The sequence below is a fragment of the Pseudomonas sp. 3A(2025) genome, from assembly GCF_054589175.1.
This window is the reverse complement of sequence record NZ_BAAILM010000034.1, coordinates 114,103-130,540: the sequence shown is the minus strand read 5'-3', so window position 1 is coordinate 130,540 and position 16,438 is coordinate 114,103. Positions and strand designations below refer to the sequence as shown.

General features: G+C 56.3%; 14 protein-coding genes and 2 pseudogenes. 8 read left to right on the top strand and 8 right to left on the bottom strand.

Going from position 1 to position 16,438, the window contains the following annotated elements; all coding sequences use genetic code 11:
* The 3 genes and pseudogenes from glmU to glmS form a co-directional block, all read left to right on the top strand.
* Window positions 1-268 (top strand): annotated as a pseudogene (gene glmU, locus ACYP2A_RS14515) (bifunctional UDP-N-acetylglucosamine diphosphorylase/glucosamine-1-phosphate N-acetyltransferase GlmU); the annotation flags it as partial.
* 174 nt (window positions 269-442) lie between these two features.
* The gene (locus tag ACYP2A_RS14510; protein ID WP_459745920.1) at window positions 443-1,216 is read left to right on the top strand and encodes a DeoR/GlpR family DNA-binding transcription regulator; all 774 of its coding nucleotides are present in this window, start codon (window positions 443-445) and stop codon (window positions 1,214-1,216) included.
* Window positions 1,217-1,220: 4 nt separating this feature from the next.
* The gene (gene glmS, locus ACYP2A_RS14505; protein WP_459745918.1) at window positions 1,221-3,056 is read left to right on the top strand and encodes a glutamine--fructose-6-phosphate transaminase (isomerizing); all 1,836 of its coding nucleotides are present in this window, start codon (window positions 1,221-1,223) and stop codon (window positions 3,054-3,056) included.
* Between the two features lie 346 nt (window positions 3,057-3,402).
* On the opposite strand, the gene ACYP2A_RS14500 is transcribed toward glmS, so the two are convergent.
* The 5 genes and pseudogenes from ACYP2A_RS14500 to ACYP2A_RS14480 form a co-directional block, all read right to left on the bottom strand.
* On the bottom strand, window positions 3,403-4,842 hold the full coding sequence (locus ACYP2A_RS14500; RefSeq protein WP_459745915.1) for a hypothetical protein: 1,440 nt from the start codon (window positions 4,840-4,842) through the stop codon (window positions 3,403-3,405).
* Window positions 4,843-5,210: 368 nt separating this feature from the next.
* Complete coding sequence (locus ACYP2A_RS14495; protein ID WP_459745912.1) at window positions 5,211-5,522, bottom strand: cupin domain-containing protein; 312 nt, start codon at window positions 5,520-5,522, stop codon at window positions 5,211-5,213.
* A gap of 108 nt (window positions 5,523-5,630) precedes the next feature.
* Window positions 5,631-6,092 carry a hypothetical protein gene (locus ACYP2A_RS14490; protein ID WP_459746268.1) on the bottom strand — a complete coding sequence of 154 codons (462 nt, stop codon included), beginning with the start codon at window positions 6,090-6,092 and terminating at the stop codon, window positions 5,631-5,633.
* Window positions 6,089-7,372: an arsenic transporter gene (locus ACYP2A_RS14485; protein WP_459745911.1), complete on the bottom strand. Its 1,284-nt coding sequence runs from the start codon at window positions 7,370-7,372 to the stop codon at window positions 6,089-6,091. Before ACYP2A_RS14485 ends, ACYP2A_RS14490 begins: the two co-directional genes overlap by 4 nt.
* 25 nt (window positions 7,373-7,397) lie before the next feature.
* Window positions 7,398-7,532, bottom strand: a pseudogene (locus tag ACYP2A_RS14480) (metalloregulator ArsR/SmtB family transcription factor); the annotation flags it as partial.
* Between the two features lie 298 nt (window positions 7,533-7,830).
* Between ACYP2A_RS14480 and ACYP2A_RS14475 the strand changes: the two are divergent.
* Window positions 7,831-8,721, top strand: a complete 891-nt coding sequence (locus ACYP2A_RS14475) for an esterase/lipase family protein (protein WP_459746262.1) — start codon at window positions 7,831-7,833, stop codon at window positions 8,719-8,721.
* 6 nt (window positions 8,722-8,727) lie between these two features.
* Here the strand turns inward: ACYP2A_RS14475 and ACYP2A_RS14470 are convergent, their stop codons facing one another.
* The 3 genes from ACYP2A_RS14470 to ACYP2A_RS14460 form a co-directional block, all read right to left on the bottom strand.
* A complete protein-coding gene (locus ACYP2A_RS14470) occupies window positions 8,728-9,849 on the bottom strand; it encodes a sensor histidine kinase (RefSeq protein WP_459745910.1) in 1,122 nt (373 codons plus the stop codon).
* 41 nt (window positions 9,850-9,890) lie between these two features.
* On the bottom strand, window positions 9,891-10,124 hold the full coding sequence (locus ACYP2A_RS14465) for a hypothetical protein (RefSeq protein WP_459745908.1): 234 nt from the start codon (window positions 10,122-10,124) through the stop codon (window positions 9,891-9,893).
* Window positions 10,125-10,282: 158 nt separating this feature from the next.
* Window positions 10,283-11,833, bottom strand: coding sequence for a sensor histidine kinase (locus ACYP2A_RS14460; protein ID WP_459745907.1), 1,551 nt, complete (start codon window positions 11,831-11,833; stop codon window positions 10,283-10,285).
* 223 nt (window positions 11,834-12,056) lie between these two features.
* On the opposite strand from ACYP2A_RS14460, the gene ACYP2A_RS14455 reads away from it, so the two are divergent.
* The 4 genes from ACYP2A_RS14455 (at window position 12,057) to ACYP2A_RS14440 (ending at window position 16,425) form a co-directional block, all read left to right on the top strand.
* The gene (locus tag ACYP2A_RS14455) at window positions 12,057-12,800 is read left to right on the top strand and encodes a class I SAM-dependent DNA methyltransferase (RefSeq protein ID WP_459745906.1); all 744 of its coding nucleotides are present in this window, start codon (window positions 12,057-12,059) and stop codon (window positions 12,798-12,800) included.
* Between the two features lie 190 nt (window positions 12,801-12,990).
* On the top strand, window positions 12,991-13,926 hold the full coding sequence (locus ACYP2A_RS14450; protein WP_459745903.1) for a LysR substrate-binding domain-containing protein: 936 nt from the start codon (window positions 12,991-12,993) through the stop codon (window positions 13,924-13,926).
* A gap of 114 nt (window positions 13,927-14,040) precedes the next feature.
* Window positions 14,041-15,297 (top strand): aromatic ring-hydroxylating oxygenase subunit alpha, encoded by a 1,257-nt coding sequence (locus ACYP2A_RS14445; protein ID WP_459745901.1) that lies wholly within the window; start codon window positions 14,041-14,043, stop codon window positions 15,295-15,297.
* Window positions 15,298-15,306: 9 nt separating this feature from the next.
* Complete coding sequence (locus tag ACYP2A_RS14440; RefSeq protein ID WP_459745898.1) at window positions 15,307-16,425, top strand: FAD-binding oxidoreductase; 1,119 nt, start codon at window positions 15,307-15,309, stop codon at window positions 16,423-16,425.
* Window positions 16,426-16,438: the final 13 nt, after the last annotated feature.

Genomic DNA, 16,438 nt, shown 5'->3' with positions numbered 1-16,438 from the left:
CGAAGTTGGTGCGCGCACCAACATCGGTGCCGGCACCATCACCTGCAACTACGATGGCGCCAACAAACACAAGACCGTGCTGGGCGAAGACGTGTTCGTCGGCTCCAACAACTCGCTGGTCGCGCCTGTGAATATCTCTTCTGGCGCCACCACCGCCGCCGGTTCGACCATCACTCAGGATGTACCCGCCGAGCAACTGGCTGTGGGTCGCGCACGGCAGCGTAACATCGAAGGCTGGAAGCGCCCGGTGAAGGTCAAGAAACCCTGAAGTTATTCACAACCATCGACTGTATAACTTTTCAGGTTGTGTACTGTTAAGTTATACAGTGGTTCAAGAGTTATCCCGCCGATCTGGCTCGTCAGGTTATTCACAGGCTTGACGAGTCGCCTCCAATAGGTTTTGATTGCGTCCTTATCTTTCGAATCGAAACTTAGTCAGAAAATGTCGAAACGTAATACACCTCAGCGTCGCCACGATATTCTCAGCCTGCTCAATGATTTGGGTGAAGTCACTGTGGATGGCCTCGCACGCCGTTTCGAAACCTCTGAAGTTACGATCCGAAAGGATCTGACCGCGCTGGAAAGCAATGGCCTGCTGCTGCGCCGCTACGGCGGTGCAGTAACCGTACCGCATGAGCTGATTGTTGATAACAGTCAGCCCGCCTCGACTTATAAACAGGCCATCGCCCGCGCCGCCGCCCAGCGCATTCGTGAACATGCACGCATCATCGTCGACAGCGGCAGCACCACCGCAGCCTTGATCCCTGAACTGGGCGCCAAGCCTGGGCTGGTGGTCATGACCAACTCGCTGAACGTCGCCCGCGCCCTGAACGAACTCGAACCCGAACCGGTACTGTTGATGACCGGCGGCACCTGGGACCCGCATTCGGAATCGTTTCAGGGCCAGGTCGCCGAACTGGTGCTGCGCTCTTACGACTTCGACCAGTTGTTCATCGGTGCCGACGGCATCGACCTGCAACGCGGCACCACCACCTTCAATGAACTGCTGGGCCTGAGCCGGGTGATGGCCGAGGTCGCACGCGAAGTGGTGGTGATGGTCGAAGCCGACAAGGTCGGACGCCGTATCCCCAATCTGGAACTGCCCTGGAGCAGTATCCACACCCTTATTACCGATGAACGCCTGCCCCTTGAGGCACGCGAACAGATACAAGCCCGCGGCATCACATTGATTTGTGCCGCTGCCAGCCAGGAGTAAAACCATGTGTGGAATCGTTGGCGCTGTTGCTGAGCGCAGCATTACAGCCATCCTGATCGAAGGCCTCAAGCGTCTTGAATACCGTGGCTACGACAGCGCGGGCGTGGCCATCTTCAACAATGAGGGTGCGCTTGAACGCCGCCGTCGCGTCGGCAAGGTCAGCGAGCTGGAACAGGCCCTGGCCGGCGAGCCACTGACCGGTCGCCTGGGCATCGCCCACACCCGTTGGGCCACCCACGGCGCGCCAAGCGAGCGCAATGCGCACCCGCACTTCTCCGGCAGCGATCTGGCGGTTGTGCACAACGGCATCATCGAAAACCACGAAGCCCTGCGCGAACAGCTCAAGGCGCTGGGTTATGTCTTCGAGTCCGACACCGACACCGAAACCATCGTCCACCTGCTGAACCACACGCTCAAGGACACCCCCGACCTGGGCGCGGCACTCAAAGCCGTGGTCAAGCAACTGCACGGTGCCTACGGCCTGGCGGTGATCAGCGCCGCACAACCCGACCGCCTGCTCGCCGCCCGCAGTGGCAGCCCGCTGGTGGTGGGCCTGGGCCTTGGGGAAAACTTCCTCGCCTCCGACCCGCTGGCGTTGCGCCAGGTCACCGACCGCTTCGTGTACCTGGAAGAGGGCGACATCGCCGAAATCCGCCGCGACAACGTGCAGATCTGGTCCGTTAACGGCCAGCCGGTGGTGCGTGAAACCATTCAGGTACGCGAAGGCATCGAAGCCGCCGACAAGGGCGCCTACCGCCACTTCATGCTCAAGGAAATCCACGAGCAGCCCAAAGTCGTGCAACGCACCCTTGAAGGCCGCCTCGGTCAGCAACAAGTGCTGGTACACGCCTTCGGCCCTCAGGCCGCCGAGCTGTTCGCCAAAGTGCGCAACGTACAGATTGTCGCCTGCGGCACCAGCTACCACGCCGGCATGGTTGCCCGTTACTGGCTCGAAGGCCTGGCCGGTATTCCGTGCCAGGTCGAAGTCGCCAGCGAATTCCGCTACCGCAAAGTCGTGGTGCAGCCCGACACCCTGTTCGTCTCGATCTCCCAGTCCGGCGAAACCGCTGACACCCTGGCCGCATTGCGCAACGCCAAGCAACTGGGCTTTCTGGCCAGCCTGGCGATCTGCAACGTCGGCACCAGCTCGCTGGTACGCGAATCCGACCTGACCCTGCTGACCCAGGCCGGCCCGGAAATCGGCGTCGCCTCGACCAAAGCCTTCACCACCCAACTGGTGGCCCTGCTGCTGCTGACCCTGTCGCTGGGTCAGGTCAAAGGCAGCCTGGAAGCCGGCGTCGAAGCCGAACTGGTCGAAGAACTGCGCCGCCTGCCGGTACGCCTTGGCGAAGCCCTGGCCATGGACAGCATCGTCGAGAAAGTCGCCGAACTCTTCGCCGAGAAGCACCACACCCTTTTCCTGGGCCGTGGCGCGCAATTCCCGGTGGCAATGGAAGGCGCCTTGAAACTCAAGGAAATCTCCTACATCCACGCCGAAGCCTATCCGGCCGGCGAACTCAAACACGGCCCGCTGGCGCTGGTCGATGCCGACATGCCGGTAGTCACCGTCGCACCGAACAACGAACTGCTGGAAAAGCTCAAATCCAACCTGCAGGAAGTCCGCGCGCGTGGCGGCGAGCTGGTGGTGTTTGCGGATGAGAAGGCGGATCTGCGTAACGGCGAAGGCACGCATGTGATCAGCATGCCGCACATCAGCGACACGCTGGCGCCGATTCTGTACACGCTGCCGCTGCAATTGCTGTCGTATTACGTGGCAGTGTTGAAGGGCACGGATGTGGATCAGCCGCGGAATCTGGCGAAGTCGGTGACGGTGGAATAAGCGCGGTTGAAGTGACTGTTTCTGGTTATCTTTGTGAGTTAAACCTGTCGCTGGTAGATTGCGATCTTCCAGCGATGGATCTCGAAGCGATGTCGCATGTTACATCTACGCTGGGTTACCGGCTCTCTGGAGCTCAGTGAAGAACAAGGCTGGATGTATGCGCGTACAGTCTGCTTTTGGCCCATGCGTCGTGTCACGACTGTTTTCAACGGGTGATTATTGCCTGCTACAAACGTCAGCAATCGGCCAGAAGCGGACGCTCCGTCCCCAAAGCGAACCGTCAACAGCCATGACCACTAGTCCAACCACGCATAACGGTGCTTTAGTAGGACAGGCTGAGAACGGGTTAGTTAACATAGGGAGTATCAAAGCCGGAACGGTGATTTGTTAGTTTTTCATAATAAATATTAATTTTGTGTAAGTTTTTATCAAGTCGGCTGTGCGATTCCCAGTCAATGATGAAGCCTGAGTCGTGAGAGAATTTTACAAGTGCAGGCAGATTGTACTGATCATCATTGCAGAAATGAGGTGCGGATTTTGATGCTGCAGTAAGCTCTATGTCATCATAATATCTGTTGTGTGCTTTTATTGCTCGATTTAGAGCTTTGCACTTGCCATCAAGGGCTCCTTGATAAACTGCGTTCTTAATGGAGTTCTCTAACGCCAAACGACTATTTAATTTTGCATCAACTATCCAGCTCGGCAAGGTATTAAATTTCAGAATATCGGCGGCAATCATTAGCCAATAGTTATACTTGTGATTTAAAATAAACTTATTCATTCCGTCAAAATCATTGGAAAGCTCGTGATTTATCGCTGATATTGCCAAGCGAGATAGTTCTAGATCGGTTTTATTGATGACGTCAGCTAGAGTAAATTTATTATACGTTTTCTCCAGCAGGTATTGAGTTGCATGAATATGGTCTCCCTCGACTCTCGTTCTGAAAGGGATTATTTGATACTCTAGGGTATCACTATTCTGGGTCACTTTTAACATTATCAGCGCGGTAGTAAGATCTGCAATGCTTTCAGCTATAAGATCTGCATTGTCTTCAGATATTGAGTAAAGCTTATTGAGCGCTGCAGAGTTATGTTTCCTAGCAAGTAATTCGCTATCCCAAGAATGTGCCAGCTCATGCGGGAGCGACCATTGATTAACCTGCTCTAGTGGGGTTGAGTAGGGTATTGAAGGATTTTGAAGTAGAGCAAGGGTTGATTCTGGACGAAGATAGATAACTTTATATCCATCACCCCCTTCGATCGTTTCGACAGATGCGCTCGCGTAGTAATCTGTCATCGAGAGATAAGTTGCTAGCTGCCCCCATTTCTCTATACTGATGCCTAAAATCAACCTAGCGATGGCGCTGCTGTAGGTACTATATTTTTGTTTTCCATAGGGCATGGATTCAGGTTCAATATCATTATATTTTTTATATTTTGTGTCGTGATAGTTTGCTAAAAAATATTTAAGGTGTGGATCTGTAGATAGGACATAAATATTTCGACTCGATCCAAAGTTTTTGGTGGTCTCTTTGCTTTCAGGGGATGAGAGATCGTAAACATCTTTGGCTTTCATTCCTGTAGGGTAGCTTGCTTCGTCAACGTAGGATTTGAAGTCATCAAGCTCTGACATGAGTTGAATTCCTGGCCCAGTCCGCCCAAAAATGTCCATATTTGATTTAACTAGGAGTGCAGGAATGGCTTGGAATTCTATATATGCCAGCATGATTGAACATGCCGCGATGCAAGCTATCGCTACTGGGTTTTTTTTGAAACTATCGCTCACTGAATCTTTTCCATATATTGATTTCTTTTGTAGTATCTTATAACTGCATTAACCAATGTATTTTAGTAGAAATTTTAGTCAATTACCAACTATGTGGCGAATGCTTGCAAAACTCAACGATTTTTTTGTATGCAGCTCGGTAGGTTTTTTTCCGTTTAAAGTTTCCTTTGTTTTGGACGCTGCTGACGGGTATTGCTGTATACGCGAGTACTGAGCTAATTCACGAGTGTCCGCTCCTGGCCGATAGCTGCCGCTAACAAACGACCGCTTCCGGCCAAAAGCGGTCAGCTTTGAAGATGTCTATCGCCGTTCACGCCCTACAGTCCCATGAGTCTAACCAAACCATGATGAGCGACAGCCCAGCCAACTCAAATGCTTCCCTCACGCTCGATAACCAGAATCCGTGCTTCTCCACGAGGGTGTGCAACATGTTCACATCCAGCCCCTGCGTAAAACACGTCGCCCACCATCAGGGTCACGATGCGCTCAATGCCTGACTCGCGATAATGCATATCTACCGTGCCGTCGAGGACTGCGAAAACTTCCTCACCATCGTTGACATGCCACTTATAGGGTTGGTCGGTCCAATGGAGGCGGACGGTGGTTCCATCCATGTTAGCGATCTCGTCAGCTCCCCAGGCGCGAGTGGCGGTGAAATCTTTGCTACGAATAACTCTCATCGAATTTCGGGTCTCGAACAGGTGGTGATTTCTACCCTATCAGAATCGCTGACCCTCGACTGCTGGCCCAAAAAGAAGGCTTGGGCCTGGACGTAGCAACGGGCGAAGTCATTGGCCGGCTGAAGCGACAGCATCGTAGTGTTGAGCCCACACCAACAACCCGCCAAACACCAACGCTGCAATCAACGGCCACCCAAGAAAAACAAGACGAAACGCCAAAGAAGCGTTTATCCAGCCCATCAAACCGATGCATGCAATCACACCGCAAACCAGTCCGGTCCAGGCGAAGCGGCGCCAGGCCGGTACTGCATTTGAGCGTAAAAAGTGGTTGTGCAATCTGACCAAAGTCACCAGACCTACCCAGCCCAACACCGTGATCGCCAGCAGCTGCAAATGCGCGCCTATCCCGTAGGCAATGCCTGGGCCCTGGATAAAAACAAATTCGTAGATCCTTGCCGCTGCAACCAGCGTCCCGAAACACGCTGCAAGCAGCGTGGGCAAAACGACGAGTACGCCTGTTGTCCAAACCAGGATCTTTCTGAAAATCGACACGTGGGTCATGGTATTCAAAAGCTCAGCCTCAAGGCCAACGCGCACAGCGTGGCAATCAGTACAGGCAGGGTCAGCACGATCCCGGTCTTGAAGTAGTAACCCCAACTGATCGTAATGTCCTTTTTGGCCAGCACATGCAGCCACAACAGCGTGGCCAGGCTGCCAATCGGCGTGATCTTCGGGCCGAGGTCGCAGCCAATGATATTGGCGTAGATCATCGCTTGCTGGACCACGCCATGGGCGTCGGCGGCATGGATCGACAAGGCGCCGATCAGCACGGTGGGCAGGTTGTTCATGACCGAAGACAGCAGGGCGGTCAGCAGGCCGGTGCCCAGCGAGGCGCCCCAGACGCCGTAGCCGGCAAACACATCGAGGATTTGTGCGATGTAATCGGTCAGGCCGGCGTTCCTCAGGCCATAGACCACCAGGTACATGCCCAGCGAGAAAATCACGATCTGCCAGGGCGCGCCCTTGAGCACCTTGCCGGTATTGATCGCCTTGCCATGTGCGGCGATGGCATAGAGGATCACCGCACACACCGCCGCAATCGCGCTGATCGGCACGCCCATGGGCTCGATGACGAAAAAGCCCACCAGCAACAGCGCCAGCACCCACCCCCCGGCAATAAACGTCGCGCGGTCGCGAATGGCCGTCTCTGGCCGCGCCAGCTGGTTGAGGTCGTAGGCCTTGGGCAGTTCTTTACGAAAGAACCACATCAGCATGGCCAGGGTCGCGGCCACGCTGACCAGGTTCACCGGCACCATGATCGAGGCGTATTCGTTGAAGCCAATGCCGAAATAGTCGGCCGAAACGATGTTCACCAGGTTCGACACCACCAGCGGCAGGCTGGCGGTGTCTGCGATGAAGCCGGCGGCCATGACGAAGGCCAAAGTCGCCGCCGGCGAAAAGCGCAGCGCCAGCAACATGGCGATCACGATGGGGGTGAGGATCAGCGCTGCACCGTCGTTGGCAAACAGCGCCGAGACTGCCGCGCCCAGCAAGATGATAAAGGCGAACAGCTTGCGCGTACTGCCGCCGCCCCAGCGGGCGACATGCAAGGCCGCCCAGGCAAAAAAGCCGGCCTCATCGAGCAGCAGGCTGATGACGATGATGGCAATGAAGGTGGCGGTGGCATTCCAGACGACGTGCCAGACCGCAGGAATGTCGCCCAGGCTGACCACGCCGCTCAGCAAGGCCAGAACGGCCCCAAGAGTTGCACTCCAGCCGACGCCCAGGCCTCTGGGCTGCCAGATGACCAGGGTGATGGTGACAATGAAAATCAGCACGGCTATCAGCATTTCAAGCACTCTTGGCGGGTGTGAATCAGTTGCACAGGGTCTGATTGACGGGACGATCGTCCATGCGGCACAGGCGTTTGGCTTCGGACTCCAGCCAGTGCTGATTGGCATCTACAACGTCTTTCAGTACCGCCGTTACCCAGTCGGGCAAGTCGGGATGCCTGAAGGGTGGTGCAGGCTCGTCCGACGCCTGGGTCATGCGCTTGTCCCTTTTGAGTTTGTCAACTACTGTTAGTTTGAAATAGTTTGAATAATGTGTGGGGCACCTCTAAAAACTACCTGCGTTGCCATCGCTGCGTTAAAAACAGGCTCGGAATGCTCATTTACAACCCGTAAAGTCGAACGCGACTCCGACCGTTCCTCACCTGTTTTTGCCTTGCGCTGACTGCCTCGCTTACGTTTTTAGAGGCACCCTGTGGCATGGACTTCATTTAATTACGTTATAAACAGGGATGAACATAGACATGGATGCGTCTACCCACTACCCGATCGTGTTAATTCACGGCCTTTTCGGTTTCGATAAAATCGCAGGCTATCAATACTTCTTCGGCATTGAAGAAGCTTTGAAAAATGCGGGCGCCACCGTATTTGCCGTCAATATTCCCGCCGTGAACAGCAACGAGGCGCGCGGAGAAAAACTGCTCGAACATGTCGACCGCATTTTGCAGGAAACGAAAGCCGACAAGGTTAATCTGATCGGTCATAGCCAGGGCCCCTTGGCTGCACGCTATGTAGCCGCCCGGCACCCGCAAAAGGTCGCGTCGGTCACCTCTATCAGTTGCCCCAACCAAGGCTCTGAGATTGCCGACTTGCTGCGCGAGGCACTGACCCCTGGAGCATTGTCCGAGAAGGTCGCAGAGACTCTGTTATTCGCTGTCGGAACCTTCATTTCTCTTATCAGCGGCAATCCGCAAAACACGACTGACCCGCAGGCGGCTTTCGCATCGCTGACCAGTGCAGGCTTGGTTGACTTCAATGGCAAGTACCCGCAGGGCCTGCCAACAGTGTGGGGTGGCGAAGGCAACGAAATTGAAAACGGCGTCTATTACTACTCTTGGAGCGGAATCGTGAAGGGCACTGAGTTCTCACAACTACTCGACCCGGGTCATGCGAGTTGCGTCGCGCTGTCGTATTTATTTCGTAAAGAGAAGGGTGCCAACGATGGCGCGGTCGGCCGCTTCAGTTCGCATCTGGGTAAAGTGATTCGCTCGGACTACCCCATGGACCACTTCGACGTCGTCAATCAGTTCGCCGGGAACACTAGCAAAGACCCGGACACCGGAAAGAGGTTCGACCCGGTCAAGCTTTACGTTGAGCATGCCGCCCTGCTCAAAAGCAAGGGCCTGTAAGCGCAATCAATAACCGGGCGGGACGACAGGCACAAACCTGACCACGCATTTCACGCCCGGCTGATTATCGGAAAAGGTCACTTGCGCCTGCAATTGCCGCCCCAGTGACGCAATGATCTTCATCCCCAGAGACTTGCTTTTACGGTAATCGAATCCGGGCGGCATGCCCTGGCCCTGGTCCGCTACCGTCAACACCACGCCGTCGCTTTGCGCTTTCAACGTCACCCACACAGCGCCTTCAGAGGGCGGCGGGCAGGCGTACTTGAGGGCGTTGGTCAGTAACTCATTGACCAGCAGGGCGAGGGGAATGGCGCTGTCCATCGGCAGGATCACCGATTCCAGATCAAGCTCGAATCGTGCGTGTCGAGACGCCGTCGCGTTAATTCCGGCAATGACCTGGGACAGGTACGAGGCCGCATCGACAGCGCCGACTTCTTCGGATTGATACAGCTTCTCGTGTACGGCTGCGATGCTCATGATTCGCCTGGACGTGTCCGTCAGGGCGGTGCGGGCCTGGTGATCTGTCATTTGCCGGGTCTGCAGTTGAATCAGCCCGACAATGAGCTGCAGATTGTTTTTGGTTCTGTGATTGACCTCTTTGAGCAGCATTTCCTTTTGCTCGAGCAACCTGGTCTTTTGTTTTAGCGAACGTCGAAGTTCCAGTTGCCCCATCACTTGATTGGCCAAGGTCTTGAGGGCGGCCTGTTGGCGGCTCGTCAGTACGCGCGGGGTTTTATCCAGTACGCAGAGCGTACCGATGCCATGTCCCTCGGGCGTTTCCAGCAGGCAACCGGCATAGAAGCGCAGGCCGGGGTCGGCAGTCACCAGTGGGTTGGCGCACATTCGCGGATCATTGCGCAGGTCGGAAATAATCGTGACCCCAGGCTGCAAAAGCACGTGGCGGCAAATCGAGACGTCCAGCGGCGTTTCTCTGATGCCCAGACCAATCTCGGCTTTAAACCACTGGCGATGGTCTTCGATCAGGTTGACGACCGAAATCGGCACCTCACAAATGTCGGCCGCCAATGCCACCAGATCATCAAAATCGGATTCGTGCGGGGTGTCGAGAATCCCGTAGCTGCGCAGTGCAACAAGACGCTCATTGGAGTCAGCAGGATCAAGGGGCATGCGCGCAATCTCGGATTTGACCGGCGAAGGGGAACAAGGAGTCATGACGGATTATTTCCAATAATGCGCTGACGACGTTGCCAACTGTAAACCTTGCGCAAAAGGCGAGACAGCTGTTCGATGGAGTAGGGCTTGTGCAGCCGTTGCGCTGTCAGTTTGGCCGCTCGATCAACCGTCTCTGAAATATTACGGCCGGTTGCATAAGTGACATTCCCCGCCGAGGCGGTGACCCGGGAAATCTTCGATGCCGTTGTGGACGGGTCTGGCTCGTTCATTGGTTAAACCCGGAATGCTGAAAAGTAAGCGATCGGCTTATCGCGGAGGCAGTTCTGAGGCGGTGTCGAAGTTAGGGTGTGCAAGGTTGGAGCACCTTGCAGCGCAAGAGTTGCCTTTTAATATCATGAGTTTTCTGGAGGTGTGCGCACACTGGAAATCAACGCCTGAAGAGCACCCGTATCGTACTCATCCTTGCGGAGCGATCCACGCTGATCGCTTGTTGGCCGTAGCCCGAGTAGCTGCGGACCAGCCGCATGCCCAGGCCTGTACCGCTGGGTTTTGGGTAAGAGTCCGGGAAGCCGTCACCCTCATCGGTGACAATGATGACGGCGTGATCATCGGCCTGTTCAACCTGTACCGTGATTGTTCCCTTACCGTATTTGAGCGAGTTGGTCACGAGTTCAGAAATGACCAGGCCCAGGGGCGCCATTCTTTCCGACGACAGTGGGAAAGAATCAGCGACCAGCTCGATCCGGCGATTTCCAAATGCCTCACTGATGTCGCCGAGTAGCGATTGCAAATACGCCGTGACGCTGAGTGCTTGCGACTCGCCCTTGTGGTACAGCCGCTCATGCACATTGGCAATCGTCAACACCCTGTTCGCCGCCGTCTGCAACTGCAGCCTGACGAATTCTTCGTTCGCGACGTTGGCTTGCAGCAGTAACAACGTATTGACCAAGTGCAGGCTATTTTTGACCCGGTGGTGGATTTCGTCGAGGTGCAGATCGCTTTCAGTCAGTCTGGTATTTTGCGCATCAATCAATGAGGCTAATTGGGCCTCATGGTTATGGCGCTCGGTCACGTCACGTGAAACCGCAATGATCTTTTCGATGTTTCCTTGTTTGTCATAAATAGGCGAGGCGGTGACATCCCACCAGCGGGGTTCGCCCTTTGCGGTCGGGCAGAAAGACTCGAACCGTACGGACTCTCCCGCGCCTGCGCGCTCGATAGCACGCTGGATGGTCTGTTTTGACTCGTCGGGCCAGAGCTCTGGCCACAACCGGCCCGATACCTGATCCAGGCTGTCGATCTGCATCCGGCACAGTCCCGCTTCGTTAAAAAACTCGACTTCCCCACCGGGTGAAAGAATCTTGACGCAGTCGGGGCTGGCGTTCAGCACGCTCTCGGAATAAGGGCTCGGTTGCTTGCGTTCGGACTTTATCAATAGCCGCTCGATGGACATCGAAATGATAGTGGCGATGCCCTCCAGAAACACCAGGTCCGTTTCAATGAAGTCTTCGCCATCGCTGCTGTCTGCCTCCAGCACGCCAAAGGCTGCGGACGTCCCCCGGATAGGCACGTTGATCGCCCTCTTGATCCCGTATTTCTTGAGCAGCGAAGGCGTGCGGAATCTGTTTTCCTGGCCCAGATGATTGGAAATCACCGGGCGATTGGTCATGAAGGCGTAGCCGGCAGGACTGGCCTCATCAGCGCCGATCAAGGCTGAACCAATGTCGCCCTCGTCCCAGCCCACGCCATGGGAAAGCAAAAACTGCTGCTGTTCTGGAATAAAGCTCAACACCTTTGCAAACGGTGTGTGCATACCGTCGGCGGCGGTACAACACGCGTGCGTCAGCAACTCATCGAGATCGGAGGTGTTGAGTGACTTGACGCCAAAACCGACGACCAGTTCATGCTGCCTGCGAAGTCTGGCGTGAGAAATTTGAAGGGCTGCGCGAACAGTCTCTTCAGGGGACATTTCTGACATGTGAAGATCCGGGGAACTGGGTGCCGTAGATGAATGCCGATCCCTGAGCCTTCCGATTGATGCTTGAGTCAACAGCATGGCTCAATCTACACAAACGCCCGAGAGAGTAAAAGCTAATAACATCTGAATGATCGTCCCGCACTTCATGAGCGATTCCCGGATCTTTACAGCGCGTAAGGTATGATGCCGCGCCCAACGCCCTTGCCCAACCTGCCGGTTCCTTATGACCTCCAACGCGCTGTATACCGATTTGTCTGCCTACTACGACCTGATGTGCGCCGACATCGACTATCAGGCGCAAAGCCAGAGTATCCGCAGGCTGCATCAATTGTTCGGCAATGGCGGGCGCAATCATCTTGATCTGGCGTGTGGCACCGGGCCGCATATCCGGCACTTTCTCGACTTCGGCTATCGCAGTGCCGGTCTGGATATCCATCAGCCGATGCTCGATATCGCCGCCCAGCGCTGTCCCGAGGCGCGTTTCATGTGCCAGGACATGGGCGGGTTCACGGTCAATGAGCCGCTGGACCTGATCACCTGCTTTTTGTATTCCATCCACTACAACGCCGATGTGCAGCGCCTCAAGGCCTGCTTTGCCAATGTGCACAGTGCACTGGGCGACAATGGCGTGTTCTGCTTCAACTCGGTCGACAAGGAAAAAATCGACAACCGTTCGGCGGTGGGCCACACGGTCACCCACGGCGACAGTGACTTCGCCTTCGGTTCCGCCTGGCACTACGCTGGCGAAGGCGAGCGGCAGTCGTTGCGGCTGCGCATCGACAAGACCTGCGAAGGCGTGACCCAGTCATGGCAGGACGAGCACCCGATGGTGGCCGCCAGCTTCGTCGAGTTACAGACGCTGCTGCGGCCCTGGTTCGAGGTCACTCTGTTCGAGCATGACTATGAAAAAATCACCCCGTGGGACGGCGTGTCCGGTAATGCGATTTTTGTCTGCGTGAAAATCTAGGGCTGGGTGCAGGCGTTGGCCAGCGCCTGAAACTGGATACCGATTTCGGCCATGACGGGTTTGACGTGGCCGCATCAAGAAAACAGCGGTTTTGTTATAAGTAGTTTGTGTGCCGACAGTGAGCGCTTGATAGCCTTTTAAAACTGTAACGGATTAACTTACTTATAGAAGATAACGGCAGAGGTCTTTTATGCCAGCCGCTGAAGTCGTCAATCGGGTCAAAGGTTATCGGCGGTTGATTCCCTCGATGACTGCCTTGCTTGAATTCGAAGCCGTGGCCAGGCTGAGCAGTTTTACCCTGGCCGCTCAGGAACTGGGCCTCACCCAGGCGGCGGTCAGCAAGCAGATCAAACTGCTGGAGGATGCGCTGGGCGTAAAGTTATTCCACCGCCTGCACCGCTCGATCAAGTTGACCAGCGAAGGCTATGTGCTGTTTACCATCACCGCCGAGTCGATGCAGAAAATTGCTGGCGCCTTCGATAAAATCGCCGCCGGTGCGGCGGAACAGGAACTGGTGCTGACCACCACGGCGGCGTTCTCGCACTTTCGTATCCTGCCCAGGCTCGGCCGCCTGCGCCTCTTGCAGCCCAACCTGCAACTGCGCCTGACCACGCAAATGTTCACCTCCGAGCTTCGCCACCACGATATCGACCTGTCGGTGCGATATGGCAGCGGCAAATGGGACGACGGCACCGCCATTGCGCTGTTCGGCGAAGACGTTTTCCCGGTGTGTTCGCCGGCGTGGCTGGCGATTCATCATGCGCCGACCTCGCTTGAAGAGCTGTTCCAGGCCGAACTGATCGATTCCGATCCGACCTCTGAAGGCTGGATGACCTGGCAATCGTGGTTCAAGGAACTCGACGGGCCGACGGCGCGGCGCAAGTACAACCTGCGTTTCAGCCTGTACACCGACACCATTCAGGCGGCCTTGTATGGCCAGGGGATTGCGCTGGGCTGGAGCGGCATGCTCGACCATCTGCTGGCCTCGGGCGAACTGGTACGCCTGACGCCGTATGCCGTCAAAACCAAAGAGTCGCATTACCTTGTCGTGCCTAACGGGCACCCGGTGACACCGACCGTCACGGCGTTGGTTGAATGGTTGCAAGCGACAACCCAACACGCATAACTCAAAGTGATGCGAGGCGGATAATAAAGCGCGTTGACCGGTTTCAGACCCCTCCAGATACTCGGCTTATTGTTATTCGATGTAAGCCATGTTTGTCTGAGAGGGAAAATAAAAATGACCAGCGCCGTACTTCAACAACACCGTGAACTTCTGAAACGTCGTGTACCGGGCCATGGCTTTAACGGCGAGTTATTTGGCAGCCAGTCCGTGTTTGAAACCGACATTGATGTGTTCTTCAACAAACACTGGATCCTGGTCGGCGTTACCGCCGATATACCCGAGCCGGGTGATATTTCGACCCTTGATATCGGCAAGTCCTCGATCATTCTGCTGCGCGACGACGATGAACAGGTCAGCGCCTTTCGCAATGTCTGCCGCCACCGGGGTGCACGCCTGAAGCCGGCCGGCAAATCGACCATCGGCATGCTGGTGTGCCCGTATCACCAATGGACCTACGACCTGGACGGCAGCCTCAAACATGCCGCGCACATGGGCAAGGACTTCGATGCGACCTGCAAGAGCCTGAGCCGGGTGCACGTCAAGGTTGTGGGCACTCATGTGTTTGTCTGCCTGGGCGATGAGGCGCCGCAAGATATTGCCTTGCTTGAGCGGACCATGCAGCCGCGCTTTGACCCGTACGACATGCAGCGCACCAAAATCGCTTTTGAAAGCGAGATCATCGAGAACGGTAACTGGAAGCTGGTGATGGAGAACAACCGCGAGTGTTACCACTGCGCGGGCACCCACCCGGAACTGACCGCTTCGTTTTTGCCCGAGGACTTCGGTTTCTGCCTTGAGGGCCTGAGTGAAGAGTCACTAAAGGCGCTGGACGACTATTACAAACTCAACGCCGACACCAAGGCCGACTGGGAAAGCCAAGGGTTTATCTGCGATGCCGTCGAGCATCTGGGCACTGACGCGGTGACCCAGTTCCGCAGCCAGCGTCTGGTGATTGCAGGCCACGGCGAATCGCAGACCCTGACCACGCAGGTGGCCAGCAAGAAACTGCTCGGCGACCTGATTCGCCGCGATCTAGGCGATATGCATATGTGGACCCATAACTCGTGGACCCACATCATGAGCGATCACGCGGTGATCTCGTACATCATCCCGCTGGCGCCGGACCGGACCCTGGTGCGCAGCAAATGGCTGGTGCATGCCGATGCCATCGAAGGCGTCGATTACGACCTCAAGACCCTCACCGAAGTCTGGACCGCGACCAACCAGCAGGACGCCGATCTGGTGGGTATCACCCACACCGGCACTCAGGACCCGGCCTATATTCCGGGACAGTATTCGGCCTTTACCGAGTCTTATGTCGATCAGTTCCTGAGCTGGTACGACGCCCGTCTGCAAGCACACGGCGTGTGAGGTGCGGTCATGAGTGCATTTGAAAAGACCCGCCCCGTACGTTTTACCGACCCAGAGCACTGGAGCGCGTTCGGGGCCCCGTGGCCCAGCGGCGAGCAGAAATTGCTGCACTGCTGCGCGGTGCAGGACGAAACCCATGACGTGAAGACCTTTGTCTTTCAGTGCCCGGATTTGACCGCCGTCAGCTTCGAACCGGGCCAGTTCCTCACGGTTTCGCCGGTGATCAATGGCCAGTCGGTGTCACGCTGCTACACGCTGTCTTCATCGCCGACCCGGCCATTCAGCTTTGCCATTACGGTCAAACGGGTGCCGGGCGGGCCGGTGTCCAACTGGTTGCACGACAACCTGCGTGCCGGCGACCGGCTGTTGGCCACAGGCCCGGCGGGCAATTTCACCCCGGTATCGAAGCCGTCGGCCAGGGTGTTGTATCTGTCGGCAGGCTCTGGCGTCACGCCGCTGGCATCGATGACCCGCGCCAGCACCGACCTGTTTGCCGACATGGATATCGTTTTTGTCCACTGCGCGCGAACGCCCAAAGACATCGTGTTTCGCGACGAACTGGCCCTGCTTGCCGCCTCACGGGCCAATGTGCGGGTCATCAATATTTGTGAGGGGCTGGGCGACGAGCCGGACTGGCAGGGCCACATCGGCCGGCTGAACCTGGAACTGCTACAGGCGCGGGTACCGGACTTTTTGCAGCGCGAGGTCTTCACCTGTGGCCCGCAGGGCTATATGAACGCGGTGCAGAATCTGCTGCAAAGCGGCGGCTTCGATATGGCGCATTTTCATAACGAAAGCTTCGACATCGGCACGGCCGAAGGTGAAACCCCGACCGAACTGCCGGCCGGTGCAGGCGCCGGGCAGGACACCTTCACGGTCAGGCTGGCGCGCAGCGGCAAGACCTTCAGCATGACGGCCGGCCAGACCGTGCTGTCGGCGGCGAAAAAAGCCGGTGCGGTGGTGTCATCGTCCTGTAGCCAGGGCGTGTGCGGCACCTGCAAGACCGCCTTGCTGGAAGGCACGGTCGAGATGAACCACAACGGCGGTATCCGCCAACGCGAAATCGACCGCGGCCTGCGTCTGCTGTGCTGCAGCCGCCCGACCTCGGACCTGGTGATCGATTTGTAGAGGCGGTTATCCA

What these genes read in the sequence shown, in the direction of transcription:
- ACYP2A_RS14450 (WP_459745903.1), top strand. Translation starts at nt 12,991, where the DNA reads ATGCCAGCCGCTGAAGTCGTCAATCGGGTCAAAGGTTATCGGCGGTTG.
- ACYP2A_RS14495 (WP_459745912.1), bottom strand. Translation starts at nt 5,522, where the DNA reads ATGAGAGTTATTCGTAGCAAAGATTTCACCGCCACTCGCGCCTGGGGA.
- ACYP2A_RS14440 (WP_459745898.1), top strand. Translation starts at nt 15,307, where the DNA reads ATGAGTGCATTTGAAAAGACCCGCCCCGTACGTTTTACCGACCCAGAG.
- ACYP2A_RS14485 (WP_459745911.1), bottom strand. Translation starts at nt 7,372, where the DNA reads ATGCTGATAGCCGTGCTGATTTTCATTGTCACCATCACCCTGGTCATC.
- ACYP2A_RS14510 (WP_459745920.1), top strand. Translation starts at nt 443, where the DNA reads ATGTCGAAACGTAATACACCTCAGCGTCGCCACGATATTCTCAGCCTG.
- ACYP2A_RS14460 (WP_459745907.1), bottom strand. Translation starts at nt 11,833, where the DNA reads ATGTCAGAAATGTCCCCTGAAGAGACTGTTCGCGCAGCCCTTCAAATT.
- ACYP2A_RS14455 (WP_459745906.1), top strand. Translation starts at nt 12,057, where the DNA reads ATGACCTCCAACGCGCTGTATACCGATTTGTCTGCCTACTACGACCTG.
- ACYP2A_RS14445 (WP_459745901.1), top strand. Translation starts at nt 14,041, where the DNA reads ATGACCAGCGCCGTACTTCAACAACACCGTGAACTTCTGAAACGTCGT.
- ACYP2A_RS14470 (WP_459745910.1), bottom strand. Translation starts at nt 9,849, where the DNA reads ATGCCCCTTGATCCTGCTGACTCCAATGAGCGTCTTGTTGCACTGCGC.
- glmS (WP_459745918.1), top strand. Translation starts at nt 1,221, where the DNA reads ATGTGTGGAATCGTTGGCGCTGTTGCTGAGCGCAGCATTACAGCCATC.
- ACYP2A_RS14465 (WP_459745908.1), bottom strand. Translation starts at nt 10,124, where the DNA reads ATGAACGAGCCAGACCCGTCCACAACGGCATCGAAGATTTCCCGGGTC.